Source organism: Candidatus Bathyarchaeota archaeon (assembly GCA_029882535.1).
Lineage (GTDB): Archaea > Thermoproteota > Bathyarchaeia > Bathyarchaeales > SOJC01 > JAOUKM01.
In genome coordinates this window covers 14,539-30,935 of record JAOUKM010000015.1, presented here as the reverse complement: position 1 = coordinate 30,935, position 16,397 = coordinate 14,539, and the positions used below count along the sequence as shown (strand labels likewise).

At 42.2% G+C, this 16,397-nt stretch carries 17 protein-coding genes; 7 read left to right on the top strand and 10 right to left on the bottom strand.

From position 1 onward, the window contains the following. Positions 1 to 272 (bottom strand): hypothetical protein (locus OEX01_05425; GenBank protein ID MDH5448427.1); only part of this gene is annotated, 272 nt, incomplete at its 3' end. A 443-nt stretch (positions 273 to 715) separates the two neighbouring features. Between OEX01_05425 and OEX01_05420 the strand changes: the two genes are divergently transcribed. After that, complete coding sequence (locus OEX01_05420) at positions 716 to 1,189, top strand: molybdenum cofactor biosynthesis protein MoaE (GenBank protein MDH5448426.1); 474 nt, start codon at positions 716 to 718, stop codon at positions 1,187 to 1,189. Between the two features lie 18 nt (positions 1,190 to 1,207). Beyond that, a complete protein-coding gene (locus OEX01_05415; GenBank protein MDH5448425.1) occupies positions 1,208 to 1,939 on the top strand; it encodes a class I SAM-dependent methyltransferase in 732 nt (243 codons plus the stop codon). Between the two features lie 9 nt (positions 1,940 to 1,948). Here OEX01_05415 and OEX01_05410 read toward each other — a convergent pair whose 3' ends face one another. Together OEX01_05410 and OEX01_05405 are read right to left on the bottom strand one after the other, a co-directional pair. After that, positions 1,949 to 2,956, bottom strand: coding sequence for a DUF4332 domain-containing protein (locus OEX01_05410; GenBank protein ID MDH5448424.1), 1,008 nt, complete (start codon positions 2,954 to 2,956; stop codon positions 1,949 to 1,951). Between the two features lie 184 nt (positions 2,957 to 3,140). Further along, positions 3,141 to 3,722: a hypothetical protein gene (locus OEX01_05405; protein ID MDH5448423.1), complete on the bottom strand. Its 582-nt coding sequence runs from the start codon at positions 3,720 to 3,722 to the stop codon at positions 3,141 to 3,143. A 254-nt stretch (positions 3,723 to 3,976) separates the two neighbouring features. Between OEX01_05405 and OEX01_05400 the strand changes: the two genes are divergently transcribed. Next, entirely contained in the window at positions 3,977 to 4,258 is a 282-nt protein-coding gene (locus OEX01_05400; protein ID MDH5448422.1) for a hypothetical protein, read from the top strand. Between the two features lie 137 nt (positions 4,259 to 4,395). Then, positions 4,396 to 4,797, top strand: coding sequence for an arsenate reductase ArsC (locus tag OEX01_05395; GenBank protein ID MDH5448421.1), 402 nt, complete (start codon positions 4,396 to 4,398; stop codon positions 4,795 to 4,797). A gap of 19 nt (positions 4,798 to 4,816) precedes the next feature. Here OEX01_05395 and OEX01_05390 read toward each other — a convergent pair whose 3' ends face one another. The 5 genes from OEX01_05390 to OEX01_05370 form a co-directional block, all read right to left on the bottom strand. Then, positions 4,817 to 6,901: an adenosylcobalamin-dependent ribonucleoside-diphosphate reductase gene (locus tag OEX01_05390; protein ID MDH5448420.1), complete on the bottom strand. Its 2,085-nt coding sequence runs from the start codon at positions 6,899 to 6,901 to the stop codon at positions 4,817 to 4,819. Between the two features lie 279 nt (positions 6,902 to 7,180). Next, positions 7,181 to 7,342 carry a hypothetical protein gene (locus OEX01_05385; protein ID MDH5448419.1) on the bottom strand — a complete coding sequence of 54 codons (162 nt, stop codon included), beginning with the start codon at positions 7,340 to 7,342 and terminating at the stop codon, positions 7,181 to 7,183. An 8-nt stretch (positions 7,343 to 7,350) separates the two neighbouring features. Further along, positions 7,351 to 8,778, bottom strand: coding sequence for an amidohydrolase (locus OEX01_05380; protein MDH5448418.1), 1,428 nt, complete (start codon positions 8,776 to 8,778; stop codon positions 7,351 to 7,353). Between the two features lie 194 nt (positions 8,779 to 8,972). Next, a complete protein-coding gene (locus OEX01_05375; GenBank protein ID MDH5448417.1) occupies positions 8,973 to 9,158 on the bottom strand; it encodes a hypothetical protein in 186 nt (61 codons plus the stop codon). A gap of 597 nt (positions 9,159 to 9,755) precedes the next feature. Continuing rightward, a complete protein-coding gene (locus tag OEX01_05370) occupies positions 9,756 to 11,171 on the bottom strand; it encodes an MEDS domain-containing protein (GenBank protein MDH5448416.1) in 1,416 nt (471 codons plus the stop codon). Positions 11,172 to 11,255: 84 nt separating this feature from the next. On the opposite strand from OEX01_05370, the gene OEX01_05365 reads away from it, so the two are divergent. After that, positions 11,256 to 11,495: a hypothetical protein gene (locus OEX01_05365; protein MDH5448415.1), complete on the top strand. Its 240-nt coding sequence runs from the start codon at positions 11,256 to 11,258 to the stop codon at positions 11,493 to 11,495. A gap of 93 nt (positions 11,496 to 11,588) precedes the next feature. Next, positions 11,589 to 13,013, top strand: coding sequence for a dihydrolipoyl dehydrogenase (locus OEX01_05360; protein MDH5448414.1), 1,425 nt, complete (start codon positions 11,589 to 11,591; stop codon positions 13,011 to 13,013). A 118-nt stretch (positions 13,014 to 13,131) separates the two neighbouring features. Here OEX01_05360 and OEX01_05355 read toward each other — a convergent pair whose 3' ends face one another. Next, a complete protein-coding gene (locus OEX01_05355; protein MDH5448413.1) occupies positions 13,132 to 13,833 on the bottom strand; it encodes an endonuclease III in 702 nt (233 codons plus the stop codon). Positions 13,834 to 14,087: 254 nt separating this feature from the next. Between OEX01_05355 and OEX01_05350 the strand changes: the two genes are divergently transcribed. Next, positions 14,088 to 15,209 (top strand): aldo/keto reductase, encoded by a 1,122-nt coding sequence (locus tag OEX01_05350; protein MDH5448412.1) that lies wholly within the window; start codon positions 14,088 to 14,090, stop codon positions 15,207 to 15,209. Positions 15,210 to 15,523: 314 nt separating this feature from the next. Here the strand turns inward: OEX01_05350 and OEX01_05345 are convergent, their stop codons facing one another. Then, the gene (locus OEX01_05345; protein MDH5448411.1) at positions 15,524 to 16,285 is read right to left on the bottom strand and encodes a helix-turn-helix domain-containing protein; all 762 of its coding nucleotides are present in this window, start codon (positions 16,283 to 16,285) and stop codon (positions 15,524 to 15,526) included. Positions 16,286 to 16,397 lie beyond the last annotated feature (112 nt).

Sequence of the window (16,397 nt, the reverse complement as noted above, 5' to 3'; positions counted from 1 at the left end):
CAGTAATTATAAATATGAACAGTCAGGTTAGAAAATGCTTCCTCATTCTCGTAAATATTCTCAGTAACTTGATTAACACTCAACAGCTCCGACGGCCTTTCAATTTCCCACGCAACTGTTTCAGCAACCACTTCCTCAACCAACGGCTGATGCGAAAAAAACCCGTTCAAAGAAAGCACAACCAAGCTTACAGGAACAATCACTGCCAGAATAGCCGCCGATATCACCCACTTCCGACGACTCCTTTGCTCTATTCCTATTCTCCCCTTCAATTTACTCCTCACCCACCGTCAGAGTTAAAACAATTTAAGCATAAAAGAATAGCATAATCAATATTTATAATATTATTGGTTCTAAATACACACATTGTTCTTTGTACTCCGTCAAATGAATTTGAACCTGCTTGTCCAAGCATAGAAAGGTGATTTTTCCACATCTTAAATTAAATGGGTCGGGCTGGACTTGAACCGGCGACCTTCTGCGTGTCAGGTAGATGTCCTAACCATGCTAGGCGACCGGCCCCTAGAGATATTTTACAAAAGAAATTTACTAAGAAAGTTTTTGGGTTGTTTGTTTTCGGGAGGATATGTGTGCGTGTCTCTTAGACATTTCCAGATTTTATTTAGAGCCAAATAAAACCTATAGGAATCTAGGAGTGACACACATCACTCCGCAAAACTTTACAAGAAACAAAACCCCAAACAAACAAGCAGAAGTGAAACAGTTGACAAGAAAAGCAGCAGTTCACAAAAAAGGAACCCTAAAACTCATGGACATCATCAAAGCCACCGAAACAAACAAGAACTTCTACAAAGCCGGCGCCATCGCACTGTTCATCGGCGTTGTCAGAGGCGAAACTAAAAACAAAGAAAAAGTCGAGAAGCTTGAACTAGAAGCCTACGAAGAAAAAGCAAACGAAGCCTTAAAAAACATCTGCAACGATCTAAACAAAAAAGAAGGAATAATCGACGTGCAAATTCATCATCTACTCGGCGAATTTGAAGTTAGTGAAGAACTCGTCTATGTCCTAGTTGCAGGAGCTCACAGAAGTAAAGCATTTCCAGCCTTGCAGGAAGCAGTGGAACGATACAAAAAAGAAGTTCCCATCTTCAAAAAAGAATACATAACAACTGAAGAAGGCAAGACAAAATCCTACTGGGTAAGTGAACGGAAACTACATGGTAAGTAGTTCTTTGGGAGGATACTAATGACTTACAAGGACTCCGCACCTTTCTACGACCTCTTTGCAAGCGAAAACGATGTTCCCTACTACAAAGAGTTAGGGTTGCAGCATGGAAGTGCTTTGGAAATAGGTATAGGCACTGCGAGAGTGGCCTTAGAACTGGCGAAAGCAGGCGTAGAAGTCTGGGGCATCGACAATTCACCTCATATGCTGAATGAAGCGAAAAAGAAACTGGAAAAAGAAACGGAATCGGTGCAGAAACGCGTTGAACTTTTTGAAGCGGACATGAATAATTTTAACTTAGACAGAAAATTCCCTCTAGTATACATTCCTTCGTCAACCATCCAACACTGCGCCGAACAAGTAGACCAAATTTCTTGCTTAAAAACAATAAACAAACACCTGTCGAGAACTGGTCTCTTAGCCTTTAACCTAATCTTACCTTCAGCAACCTACAACAACAATCTACGATTCATCGGCAAAGTAGAACATGGCGACATTACAATAATGCGTTTCATCTCCTACCAGCCAAACTGGCAAGAGCAACTCCTCGAAGTCCTGCTGCTTTTTGAAATCTACAAAAACGGGGAAATGACCAAACGCATCTACGATGCTTCTACTATAGCAATGATAAGCAAACGAGAGATTGTTCTTCTTCTCGAAAAAACAGGGTTTAAAATTAAAAACCTTTATGGAGATTATAACAAATCAAAGAAAGTAGTAAATCAAATGGTCATAGAGGCGAGAAAGGTTTAGCATAGCAAACTATTGTGTTTTTGCCCATTTAATCCACGAAGCGACTTTTTCCAAAGATGGTTTTTCGGTTTCTTTGATTTTTCCTTCTTCTATGTAGAGTTCAGCAACCTTCGATATTCTGGCGCCTAAACTAAAAGTATCCTGAAGAGCCAGCTCTTGCTTAGAATTTACTCCACTCTTCAAAAGAAGCACCGCATCCTCATGTTGAACTCCTGGAATCATTAACAACTGTATTACGCTTTGCAAGCTATTTGCTTCACTCTCAGTCATAGTCTTTGTCAACGCTATTTCCACAGGGCTTTTCAACAGCAAGTCTTCAATTTTCTCTATGCCGCTCAGCTTTAACTGTTGAACTGTGCCTCGTTTCAGTAGTTTTCCTTCAATTGCTTTCATTTCATCAGTGCTAGTTAGGTAGGGTTCGGGAACGGAATCAATTTTCTCCATGATTTCTCGAATATTTTTCAAGTCTTTTTCAATAGACTCTATGGTATTTAGTTTCTTTTCTAATTTGGGCAAATCCTTTTGAGCAGTTTGAATTTTGTCTATTTTCTGTTCGATTTTCATCAGCTTCTTTTGCATTGTTCCAAAGGTTTTTTCATGATTATCTATGCTTTTTTTCAACTTATTGTCCGATTCCCCAAGTTTTTTTTGCAATGCTTTCATGCTTTCTTTTAACTGGAATTCTCTCAGCCCAAGCTTTGTGAGAGCCTCATCGGTTGAATCTTTAATTTCCTCACTTTTCACATCCAGTTTTTCTTCAAAATCTTTACCTAATTGGTGTAATGGCAAGTCCAATGATTCGCTGCGAAAAACCACGAAGCAAACTGCTCCTATGAAAGAGAAAGTCATTGTCAGAGTTGCAACGAAGTAGGTAGTGACTTCTATTTGGAATGAAAGAATGGGGATCATGCTGGCGCCTCCAGTCTGCCACGAAATCCACGCGTGAAAAGTGCCTAAAGTAGCTAAGAAACCAAATATGATAAGTATCCAAACTGCAAAAGCCTTTTTGGAAGTCAACTTTATCCCTTAACATGCTAGTGGACTTGGCAATTTAACGTTATGAAGCAACAATAATTATTACTAGCGTGTAATTGTAACCCTGAAAGAGTTTTTACGTCTACGAAACACTGTATCATTCAAAAACTATGAGTAAGGTTTGGATTATAGAAGTTATCTCTAAAAAAGAAACCCCACAGCTTTTTTAGAGAATTGACTGTCGCTGTTCAATATCTTCTATTGGAACAGGTGCTTCTTCGTTTTCTTCGCTTGGTTCAATCTCTTCTTCCGTCTTTTGTTGATCAGTCTGCATTTCCTGTACCTCCATTGACTCCATTGCCTCAGGTTGCTTAACTTCTTCTTCAATGATTTCTTCGCTTGATGTTTCTTCGGTTTCTTCTTTTGGCGCTGTTAACTCTTCTTTTTGAGGTTCAACGTATTCACTTAGTTTTCTTTGTTCCTTTTCCTCTTTAAGTTGTGTTGCTGCTTTTATTTTCTCGGCTTGATGAGTGATTTCAGAAGCTGATGCGGGTTTTCGAGTTTTCTTGAAAATATACAAAGTAACAATTATTGATAGAGATATGTTCACCCAAGACATTCCAAAAACTATTCCAGAGAAAACCCAGTAGGGCATTGCCCATCTATAGTTGAATTGCAAACCGTAGTTGTAAAGGTCATTATGGACTATGTAGTTTATCTGTGTTAGGCTGAACATGGTAAAAAGAGAAGCTGCTGCCATTAAGATTAGAACTGCGCCTACTGCTGATGGGTTAACGTCGAGTTCCATACGGCGACCTTGATAGTTTAAGGCGGCAAAAACGCCATTAAATGTTGTGACTTCTAAATCAGATTCCGAAATTAGTAATTCAAATAAGCTAAAGGCATTGTTACATGTCTCTTGAAATTGAATAAATGCTATTGGAAATTTTGCAAACTACGATGGCTTTCTTATTTTTTACAATATTGATTATGGATAAAGATGTATAGGTAATAAACTAATTATATCAAGATAAATTATCATTCTTTTCTCGGTGTTCCGATTTGGATGCACAAAATTCCCGCACACAATTTCAGACACCTATAGAAAGATACAACCCTCTAGAGGTACGTTCCCCAGCTGAAGAAACAAGGAGACACCGGTTTTCTGCACTTGTAGATGGAATCTGCATAGGAGTTGGCATGGTTTTTATCTTTCTTGGAGTGCTGATGCCGATAACGAGTGTTGCAATGTTGGTGCCGGGATTAATGTCAGTTATTGGTGGCGTTGTTGTCTTGGCTGTAGGAGCAGTTGTCGAAGTATACCATTGGGCCAAGCTCCACTAACAGGAATAGGACTACAAACAATTTTTCAATTTGCAGGTTTAAGCGTACAAGCCAGAAGATAATTGGCGTATGTCTTTTTATCCCTAAATGCTTAATGGAGGAACTTGAATTTGTATAATTTCTGGAGCGCGGCATAGATGACTAAGAAAGCGCTATTTGTCTGCGTCGAGAATGCAGGGCGAAGTCAAATGGCTGAAGCCTTCACAAACTTACACAGTAAGGGAAAGGTTAAAGCATCTAGCGCTGGAACTACGCCGTCTAATCGTGTTCATTCTTTAGTAGTAAAGGTAATGATGGAAAAAGGAATCGACATCACCAAAAACAAACCTAAACTTCTAACCACCAAAATGCTTCCAGATGCTGACATAGTTATTGTCATGGGCTGTGATGCAAAGGGGTTTTGCCCCGCACCTTTACTTAAGAAGGTTATTAATTGGGAATTGGAAGACCCCAAAGACAAACCTATAGAAAAAGTTAGGCAGATCAGAGACGAAATAGAAAGGAAAGTTTTGAAACTGATTTCAGATCTTGAGAATTAGAATGAAAAGATAAGGGGTCTTAACTGCAAGTTGGACATCCAAAGCTGAAATCTGCAAGTGTTCCCTCGCTTTCGACAGGTCGCAGAACCTGCTTTTCTCGGCTGCCATATCGATAGACGGTTACGCCTTTGCATCCCAACTTGTAAGCAAGCCAATAAGCCTTGTCAATGTCATCAGGTGTAGCCCTATTTAGAAAGTTTATAGTTTTTGAAACCGCATTATCCGTGTATTTCTGAAAGGCTGCTTGCATGCGGACATGCCATTCAGCACTTATGTCATGAGCCACAACAAATAGTCGTCTCACACGCTCTGGAACCTCTTCCACATCTTGTACAGAAGTCTTTCTCGCAATCCTTTTTATCAGCTCCTCACCGTAGAATCCTTCTTTCAAAGCCATACTTTCGAACAACGGATTCACCTCAATAAGACTTCTTCCAAGGCTTTCTGCAACTTCACGAATGTAAACGATTGCAAAAAGTGGTTCAATTCCTTGCGAGCAACCAGCGATTATGCTTATGGTGCCAGTAGGGGCAATTGTTGTAACTGTGGCGTTTCTCATAGTTTTGAACTGTTTCTCCCAAACACTTCCACGAAAATTTGGAAAACTTCCCTTCTCTTCGCCTAACTCTACACTCATTTTCCTTGCTTCCGTGGTTATGAATTTCATGAGTTTTTCTCCAGTTTGCAGCCCCTCTTCTGTGTCGTATCTTATGCCCATCTTAATGAGCGTATCCGCAAAGCCCATTACTCCCAAGCCGATTTTCCTGTTTCCTTTAGTCATTTTCTCTATCTCCGGCAACGTGTAGACGTTGGCATCAACCACGTTGTCTAAAAACCTCACAGCTAATCTCACCGTTTGCCTAAGCCTATCCCAATCCATTTTACCATCATTTGCCACAAACTTGCTTACGTCGATGCTTCCTAAGTTGCAGGACTCGTAAGGCAAAAGAGGTTGTTCGCCGCAGGGGTTGGTGGATTCAATTTGCCCTAAGCTAGGTGTTTGGTTGTGCCTGTTTATCGTGTCTAGGAAAATCACACCAGGTTCACCGTTTTTCCACGCCATCATTATCATGAGATTCCATATTGCCCTCGCCTTCAGCATCTCTACTGTTTCGTCACTTCGCGGGGTTATCAAATCAAAGTCGCCATCTTTTTCAACTGCATTCATAAACTTGTCAGTAACGGCTACTGAGATGTTAAAGTTCCTTAGCACTCCTTCCTTTTCTTTCGCAACAATGAAGTCCATGATTTCAGGATGATCAACACGTAATATGCCCATATTAGCGCCTCGACGACGACCACCTTGCTTCATCACCTCTGTTGCTGTGTCGTATATTTTGGCAAAGGATATTGCTCCAGAGGCTATGCCTCCTGTGGTTCTCACAACGTCTCCTCTGGGCCTGAGTCGTGAGAAGGAGAAACCGGTTCCTCCACCCGTCTTGTGAATTATAGCAGATGCTTTCAGCGTGTCGAATATGCTTTCTATGGAGTCTTCTATGGGTAGGACAAAGCAGGCGCTGAGTTGTCTGAACATTGTGCCTGCGTTCATGAGTGTGGGGGAGTTGGGAATGAATTCAAGGTTTGTCATCATACGGTAGAACTTATTTTCGTATTTTGTAACGTCAGCGTCACTTTTGCCATATTGCCTTTCAACTTCAGCTAAGCTTCTTGCGATTCGTCTGAACATTTGACTAGTAGATTCTATCACTTTGCCTTTCTCGTCTTTTTTGAGATAACGTCGCTCTAATACAAGAATGGCGTTTAGAGGGAGTTTAAGCTCGTCTACGACGCCTAGGAGACCCTTCATTCTTCTTATTTTGGTTCGCTTCTGTCGATAAAGAATGTAAGCCTTCGCCATACTGGCCTGTCCGTTTTTTATGAGCGTTTTTTCCACAAGGTCTTGAACTTGCTCCACGCGGGGTATCTCGTCTGGCTTAAGTTGCTTCTCTAACTGTCTTACAACATACTCAGCAAGGTTTGCGGCAAGTTGTCTATCCTTTATCCCAACAGCCTTTTCAGCCTTCCAAATTGCTTCAGTAATCTTGTTGGAGTCGAACTCTGCGATTCTACCATCTCTTTTCTTAATTTTCTCAATTGTAACCATGTAAGACGCTCCTAGTTATGAATGCAAACTTTCTCTTTTTAACTATTAGGTTGAAATTTTGCGATCCCTCAATCTCAAAAAGGTATTTATCATACATACATCAGTCCCAGAGGGTCTCAAGTCCTTTCTAAAGGCACACTTGAAATGTGTCATAATCGCTTCGATAGAGGAAATCTCTATGAATTATGAGACTTGAATGATGGATGGGGGAAAATTGGGTTTGCGGGTGATATCTCCAGTTTTACTGTATTAAAGGAATTATTTTCAAGTATTTTTCTATTAGGGAAGAAGTCTGTGGCTACGCTCTGTTAGGAGAGCCACAGGTTCGAGTAATGCGGAGATGATTTGTGGGTCTTCTTCCCTTTTGAAGGAATCTCGAGAGTAGTTCCGAATGTAGACTCGAGGAGTTCGTGTTATCACAGCGCGCACGATTTTTTTCACAATTCCAACTATTCTCTCCAGACATCTAGGGGAGGTTTATGGCCTGACGGTATTGGTGATTTGTACTTTCTATTTCTCAACCTTCGCTTTTGCTCTTCTTGAGCTTTGCTCAAATGCTTTTCATCTACTAGGAGGTCTATAACGGTGGCAGCCATTATTTTAGCTGCGAACAATAGCGATTCGTGACCAAGTCCAACTCCACTCTGCGCTACTGCTTGCCAAGAATGACCAAGTGTTCCCAGAACCCAAGTGGCTGTGCTAAACTCTACAGTTGGCACATGCCAGCTGACATCCGCCACATCTGTGCTCCCATGAATAGTTTCACCTTCGCCCCATGGACTTGGGATTTCATCGTCTATTAACTTGTCTGCGAGGTTTTCCCATCCTGGACGCTTTGACTTTTTCAGTTGGGCAATCTTCGTTTCCTGTGAAAACGTTTCTGCAATTTTCTCAGCAAACTTCAAGTCTTCCTCGCTGTATTCGGGTAGTCCTATTTCTTCCATGTTCTTCACGATTAGCTCCGCAATAGCCCTGTTTGGAACAACGTTATAGGTTCCTTCCATGAACTCCGTCTTCACCTTAGTTCTGGTCATCATCGATGCTCCCCTAGCTATGTCAAGTATCCAATCATAGATGAATTCCAACTCTTCTCTCTCTGGAGCTCTGACATAGTACCAGCTCCTAGCGTATGATGGTACGACGTTTGGCTGGTCTCCGCCTTTTTCAATCACGTAGTGTATTCGGGCATCTTGGATTACATGTTCCCTCAAGTAGTTGACACCAGTGTTCATCAGTTCCACTGCATCTAAAGCGCTTCTTCCTTGTTCAGGGGAACCTCCAGCATGGGAAGCCTTACCATAGAAATGGAATTTGACGGAGTTGACAGCCAAGCTGCTTCTTAAATCAACGGAATTCATATCGTTTGGATGGTGGCTGATTACTGCGTCAACGTCGTTGAAATACCCATCTCTCACCATAAAGACTTTCCCCGAAAAGTTTTCTTCTGCAGGAGTTCCAAAGAATTTCACAGTACCCTTGATATTATGCAATTCAAGGGCAATCTTAGCAGCGATTGCCGCTGCCATGCCACTCGTTCCATGAATGTTGTGCCCACATCCGTGCCCAGCCATGCCAGACGCTAGTGGCTCTTTCCATGGAATCTTCTTCTGCGACAGCCCTGGTAACGCATCGTACTCACCCATTATCCCTACAACTGGCTTGCCTTCACCCCATGTTGCCACAAACGCTGTTGGCATATCAGCAATACCGCGTTTAACTCTAAACCCGTTCTTCTCCAACTCGTCAGCCAGAAGTGCTGAGGACTTGACCTCAATCAACCCAAGCTCAGCAAACTCCCAGACTTTGTCGCTCAAATCAATGAGTCGCTTATTACTGTTTGATATCCAAGCAAAAGCGGATTCCTTGGGAGAAGACATCTGAAACACCTTTCGGTAAATAGTGCTCTGCTGTATCTTATAGCTTGCGCCGTGTGCCCTTCATACTTGACATGAAAAGATAAAACTTATCTGAAGCTGGGGTTTGCGGGAGATATCTCCACTCTTTGTGGGTTCAATTCCATTCCCGGCTTCCAAATTCAAGCCTATTTCTCTGGGCGAACCCCAATCTATAACTACTTGCGTTTTCTGAACAGCTTCATGTTTTCCACGTCGTAGACATATTCATAGCCAATTTTTATAAGCTTCCTTGCTTCCTCTACATTTGCTGCCGTTTTGTATAGATATTCATCGTCCTCAAAGGTTGCCAGCTGTCTATATATCAAGGATTTCTTGATGTTCTTATGATCAAGGACACACATGATACATAGGATGTCGTTTGTTTTTGTGGTAGTCCTTTAGTGGCCTTCCAGTGTAGGAAAGTATGGAAGGTCATTCGCTGAACCCTCGGCCTCCCAAGTTTTTGGAGTATTCGCTTGTGCTGCCTTTGGTATGATCTGGCGAAGCCTCATATTGAAATAGTTACCAAATACGCACGCCTGATTGCGCACATGGGTTTAGATGAAGCACATCACGCACGGGACCATTCGAGCATTTGCTCATGCGACAAAAAAAGATGGGTTTGGGGACTTGAGGGGAGAAAGGAGAAGGGTTTAGAATCATTCACGAAACATGTATCCCCAACCCACACTTTAATGATATGGATTTGACTTTTTAAATGTATGTGGCTGTGATGCAACAGCAACATAATCTTAAATATCTAGTGTCTTAAAACAAAATTATTTCAGATGGATGCGGGTGAAAACTCCTTTCTCTCTCTCAACTGCCAAAGATTTTTTATGAAGCGTAGTTGCACGCCCGCACATTAATACACTGTCAAATCTCTCTAAAAGCTTTGGGGAACTAAGTTCTATTTCAAGCCAAGAACGCTTACTGCGACAAGCGTGTGTATGCGCTTGTTATACTTTTCTGATTTCCATTCTTCCTAGTTTTTTGTCCAAGCCTGTGAACAAGACTGTGCCGTGAGCTCTGGCTAACTCGGTGTATAGGTTTATTGGGTCTTTAGTTTTGTTTAGTATGTTGGCGTCGTAAGCGCAGATGGCAATCAGTGGGATCTCTAAGACTCTGTGTAATGCTTGCTCATATTCAATTAGTTCTCGGATTAAGTTATGTTTGAAGAAGCATCCCAACTCTCCGGTGACTCTTAGTCCCTTAAAGCCTTTTTTTAAGGCTTCATTGTAGAGTTTGTTCCATAGATTTATCGTGTTGGTCACGCTGAACTTTCCTTCTATTATGTAAACGTCTTCGTATCCAAAGATGCGTAAAGCGCCTGTTTTTTCGTATTCTTCAACCTTGAGGCCGAACCGTTTCATGGCTTCCTTTGCTTGGCTTGAGTTCACGTCAGAAGTCACATACACTCCAGCTTCACCTTTATCCAATCCAGCTTTAAGGTAGTTGAAAAGAACGTTGTATTTTGCTTCTGGATTATCATACACGAATATTAGGTGGTTTGTGGGTCTCAATTGTTCCATATAACTGATCACTTTTTTGGGAACAGCGGTCGTTTCAATGGTCTTCCAACTTATAGAATTATGCCAAAGGTTTTCAAAATCCCCTTGAAAGACTCCCACGAGGCTGTCGCTGTTTGTCCATAGACAAGGATTTCCTGCCATGTTCCCCTCTGTGGTGGTTGAGATCAAAGCTTCTTTTAAGTCAACAATTATGTAATGACTTGAGGGCAGATCCATATACCTTAAATCAACAGGGGCACCAGATAATATGCGCTCTTCTATAACCCTCGGAAGGGAGGCTTCATACTCGGACAGTTCTGATATTATGCGAATTCTTACTCCTTTCTCTGTGATTCTCTTGAGTTGCTCAGAGAAAGTGTGAATGAACTGCATGATTTGACTTTCGGAAAGTACAATGCCTAATTCTCTCTCAGCGTTTTTTATCATAGTCAACATCTTACCCATAATGCTTTCTCGCTTTGGAATCAGAACGAAATGTGTTTTTTCTTCCATTTCTAATCTCGGCGCTCGCACAAAATGCTTCAAAAACGTTTTTGTTTTGGCTTTTAATGTGGACACTCTGTCGTGGGCTGTGTCTTCTTCATATTTGATCAGAATGGAAAGGGCATCTTCTACCGGCGTAGCTCTGATTTTAGCTGGTGTTCCCAACAATTTCTCAACCAAACCCATTTTTTCGAGCTTCGGCAATATTCTGTAGACATCTTCTCGACGCACTTTCGACGCTCTTGAAATTTGGCTGACTGAGGCCAACCTCAATCTAGCTACGGCTATATACACTTTTGCCTGATTACGAGTGAGCCCGAAGTCAATCAACATCTCAACATTCTTTTCTGAATGTAACAAAGCAAACCCTCTGAAAGGATTAACTGTTACTGTTTTATCACAGTCACATATATTTATTACCTTACGCTTCTATGAAGGGCTGTCTTGGAGATCATGAGCCATGGCTACAAGGAAGCTGAAGTCACCCATATGAACGTGAACAGCATGCCTGAAGACACGCACGAGGAAAGGAAAGCCGCGATAGTGGTCCTCATAAGCTTAAAGCAGGAGGCAAAAAACAAAAGCAGTGAGGAGCTTGAGGCTCAGATTCGCGAGGCGCTTGAGGAAAGCTTCGTGAGGATCCCATGGGTGATTGTGGAGAATGTTATCGTTGTTGAAGAATGAACATCGTACGTGAAGCACATTAACTGTTACTGTCGTATAACAGTCAAGCATATTTAAAAACTTACATTATCTTACTAGCGCTGTGTGTCTAATATGAAGGAATACGATTTAATATCAATAGGAACAGGCTCAGCGATGAATATTGTAGGTGTTATGATCCAAGAGAGTCCAAAGATGAAGGTGGCTGTCATAGATAAAGATGAGCCGGGTGGTATTTGTTTGACCCGAGGCTGCATACCGTCTAAGATGTTACTATATCCTGCTGAGTTGGTAAGAACAGTTGGGAGGGCTGGGGAATTCGGCATAGAAGTCGCCATTCGGAAGATAAATTTTGAAATGGTTATGGAAAGGATGAGGACCATTATCTATAAGGACATAAACATGATACGTCAGGGGCTTTCCCACTCTGAAAACATAGATTACTACCCGACTGTTGCCGAATTTGTTGACCTGTACACGCTGAAGGTTGGTAATGAGACAATTACGTCAAAGATGATTTTCCTGTGCACTGGGTCAAAACCCATAATACCTCCAATCCAAGGGCTGGAGGAAATAGGTTATCTTACAAGCGATACAGTTCTCAAGATGAATCGACTACCTGAGAGTATTGCTATAGTAGGCGGAGGATACATAGCTGCGGAATACGGCCATTTCTTTTCAGCCATGGGATCTAAAGTAACCGTAATCGGCAGGAATCCCCAGTTTCTCAAACAAGAAGAACCGGAGGTGTCGGCGCTAGCTAAGAAGGAGTTGGAGAAACACATGACAATTCTCACAAATCACGAGGTGCGTGAGGCAGAGAAGACTTCGATGGGCAAGAAGCGGCTTGTCGCTGTCAACAGAGAGAATGGAGAGAAGGCGGTGATAACTGCAGACGAGATACTGATAGCTACCGGAAGAGGCCCGAACACAGACGTGCTTCATCCTGAAAGAGGAGGGGTAGAAACAGACAAGAGAGGATGGATTACCGTCAATGAGTATCTAGAGACTTCGCAACCAAACATTTGGGCTTTTGGTGACGCTAACGGCAGACAGCTCTTCAAGCATGCGGCAAACTACGAATCTATAATCGTATACTACAATGCCATATTGAAGAAGAAGGTAAAAGTCGATTACCACGCGATCCCCCACGCAGTTTTCACGTATCCCGAAATTGCAAGCGTCGGTCTCAGAGAGAAAGAAGCAATTGAGAGATACGGAAAAGACAAGGTGCTAATCGGAATCTACAGATACGAAGACACCGCTAAAGGAGAAGCCATGGGTGTAAAAGACTACTTTGTCAAGGTAATCGTTGAGAAGGGAACCACGAAGATCTTAGGGGCACATATCATTGGACCCTATGCCTCTGTTCTAATACAAGAGATAATAAACCTAATGTACACACCTGAACAAAGCGCAGAGCCAATAATCAACGGAATGCACATCCACCCCGCTCTAAACGAGGTAGTAGAAAGGACTTTCCGTTCCCTTATGCCACCGGACCAATACCATCAACTTATCGAGCACCACCAACACTAGATGATTCCAAATGCCCAGAGAATTGTGTGTAGGAAACGGCAATTTTCAAGTGAACTTCGACAACGACATGAACATTAGAGACATGTTCTTTCATACATTAGTTGGAAGTGTGAGGGCTTTAGTGATTTGTTCCATATTCACATATTTCTTTTAGGGGACACTCACCACATTTCGGGTTCTGTGCTCTGCAAGTGTTTTTGGCAAGTAGCCAAAGTAAGCCTGAGGCTCGTTCTCGATATGCTTCTGGTAGAAATTTCATGTAGGCTTCCTGTACTTCGTTGTAGTTAGCGTTGGTTTTTGCTATTCCGACCCTCTTGGCTACTCTGTCGAAATGAGTGTCGATAGGCAGAATCTTTTGATATGAATATCTGCTTGTTAAAAGAACATCCGCAGTTTTGTCACCAATACCGGGTAACTCCATCAAATTCGTTTTTGCCTCTTCTTTCGGCAAAGCAAGCACTGATTCAACATCGCCGTTAAACTTTTCTAAGACAGCTTTTGAGATGTCTCTTAGACGTTTAGCCTTGATGTTATAAAGTCCTCCGCTTCTAATAGCCTCTTTCAACTGATCAATATCTGCAGACGCAAGCACTTCGGGCGTAATTTCAAACTTTGCTGCCAAACCCCTGTAGGCGCGGATAGTATTGGCGTTGCTTGTATTCTGGGAAAGAATAGTGATGACCAACTTTTTGAACTGGTCTTTGAAAGAGTATTCTTCAGGCCAGATCGTTTCCCAAAGCGGGCCATACTTTTCCTCTAAAGTGTTCAATAATCTGGAATCTAAAATTGTCAAATAGTTTCTTCTCCCAGTTTTTATCATTGTCGTCCTCACCTAAAACACTGTCGCACACGTGCAAAGGCTACTGCTGCCAATCTAGGATAAGATTGAACGCGCGCGTAAAAAAGGAAATTGGGCTAAAATCTCCCTGAAAACGAGCATGGGGCACTTTTCAGTCTAATAGGATTGCTGGTGCGTCTCTGGTTGCGCCATCGGTCGCAATAATCTTAATATTCTTCGCATTAAATTTCACAAGCTCGACATTTCATGTTTAAAAACAAAGATGGTTTGGCCAGATGATTCTTCGTGACTTAGGCAAAACAGGCTTGAAAGTCGGCGAAATAGGATTGGGAACTGAGCATCTCAAAAGAGCAAGCAAGGAAACCGTCATGTCAGTTGTCGGTAAAGCCATCGAGAACGGAATCAACTACTTCGATCTCCTCTTCAACTTTTCTGTCTACCTCGAGAATTTTGGCGCTGCCTTCCAAGATAGAAGAGACAGAGTCATTCTCACAAGTCACCTTGGATCAGCTGACAGAAACGGTCGATATTTTAAGACTCGTAGCATCAATAAGTGTGAAAGTACATTCTTGAATGCCTTGTCCACGCTGGGCACAGATTACATTGACATCATTAATGTACACTACGTCAAAGACATGAAAGAATTCGAGGAAATATCTTCTGATCACGGGGTGCTAGAGCTCGCGCATCGTCTGAGAGATGAAGGAAAGGCGCGTTTGGTCGGGATAAGCACACATGATGTTTCTGTTGTTAAGAAAGCTGCGGAAAGTGGAAGATTTGACGTCGTGACCTTCCAAGTCAACATGGCAAACAACGCCCTACTAGGGAGAAACGAGGCGCTAGCTGCTTGCGCCCGAGAAAGCGTGGGTCTGGTGGCTATGAAACCCTTTGCAGGAGGTTATCTTTTGCGGCAAAGTAAAACAGTTGGAATTGCACCGATTAGGAAAGGGGGCGGTGAGAGAGTCAAATTGAAAATTCCATCATCTATGACGCCAATCCACTGCCTCGCCTACGTTCTTTCGCAAATAGGCGTCTCCACGACTATACCAGGGGTAAGAAGCATTGAAGAGCTTGATGGCATCTTATCCTACGTTGGCTCAACAGCCGAAGAGAAGGATTTCTCGGAAATCCTCAACAATTTCAAAGAATACGAAACTGGCCAATGCGTCTACTGCAATCACTGTCTTCCATGTCCCTCTAACATCGACATAGGAGAAGTCACACGCCTGCTTGATATTGCGAAGTTCCGTTTGACCGAAGAAATGAAGGCCAAATACACCACCCTTCAATCCAAGGCCTCCGAATGCATCAAGTGCGGCGTCTGCGTTGATCGCTGCCCATTTGAAGTAGACATTGTCTCCAACATGGAAAAAGCCGCAAACCTTCTGGAACAATAGAGTGCACGCATAGGTTGCGCGCGCAATTTGTCCCGTTTTGTCCCAAAGAAAGGCTAAAATAATGGTTTTTCGGACACATTTGAACTATATTTATAACTAATGGAGTTTTCAAAATAACTGCATGTTTGGCTATTTTCTCTTTCGAAAGATTTGATATCCATTCATCGTTGTAACAGATTCGAATCCAGCTTCAACCAACTTGCAAGCCTTGTCTAAGTCTTAGAAGTTTTGACATGAAACTCGTCGCTTTCGAAGTTAACGAGTTGAGTGTAGATTAGTGCATGCATTTCCATACATCGCGCGCATCAAAGTGCTTATCTTGCTAACTGCCGACTCAGAGGTATCAGGGAGTGACTCCGCTTTACCCTAAGGCTTTTTCTTCTCTCTGGCGAAGCATGGTAAAACAGTTTGATATTTGGAAGTAGAGCTGTCAAAAGCTTGTTTTCAGCCTTCGAGAGATGCTCTTGAAACGTTGTTCGTGGAACCTTCTCTTTTGCAGCAATTGTCTTAACATCAGAATCCCTCGGTAGGTTATAGTAGCCATGGCGATGTGCAACAAGAATAGCTTCCATCTGCTTCTCTGTCAGACCAGAAAATAGAGCATCGGCAGACAGAGTAAGGGAACTCGCAACAAACCCATCAAAAGGAACCTTACGCAGAATCTTGTAGAACCAATCCCATTTCTCAAAGCGTGTTAGAAGCTCTTCCAAATCTTTGTGTCTGAATACTATAAGCCGGTGGTATGTCCAGCCATTTTCTATCATATTTGGAAATATGTTCAGAATATCTAGCTTCCCAATATGTCTGACAATTGTATCATGTTTCATACAGTGACATTCATGCACGTTCAAATAGAGCCTTCGATCATCAGTTATTTCTTCAATAACTCCCATAAATGGGAGTGCACGAATCTCTTCCATAACGAGAGGATATTCATCTGGGGCTCTTACAACAATCTCAACAACATCATTCTCTCTGTTACACCAAATGAAAACGCTCATAGATGGAAATCTACGTGTTAGTTCGGTGAAAAACGATTTGGTTGCTACTTTCAGAGCAACTTCATACAATGTCATTCCAAACACCAAAATTATAGTGGGTAACACCACATATATTCATATTGCCGTCAAATGACGGTTAGCGTTTGCCGTCATATGACAGTATAATCCCTATGTATCTCTATATGTA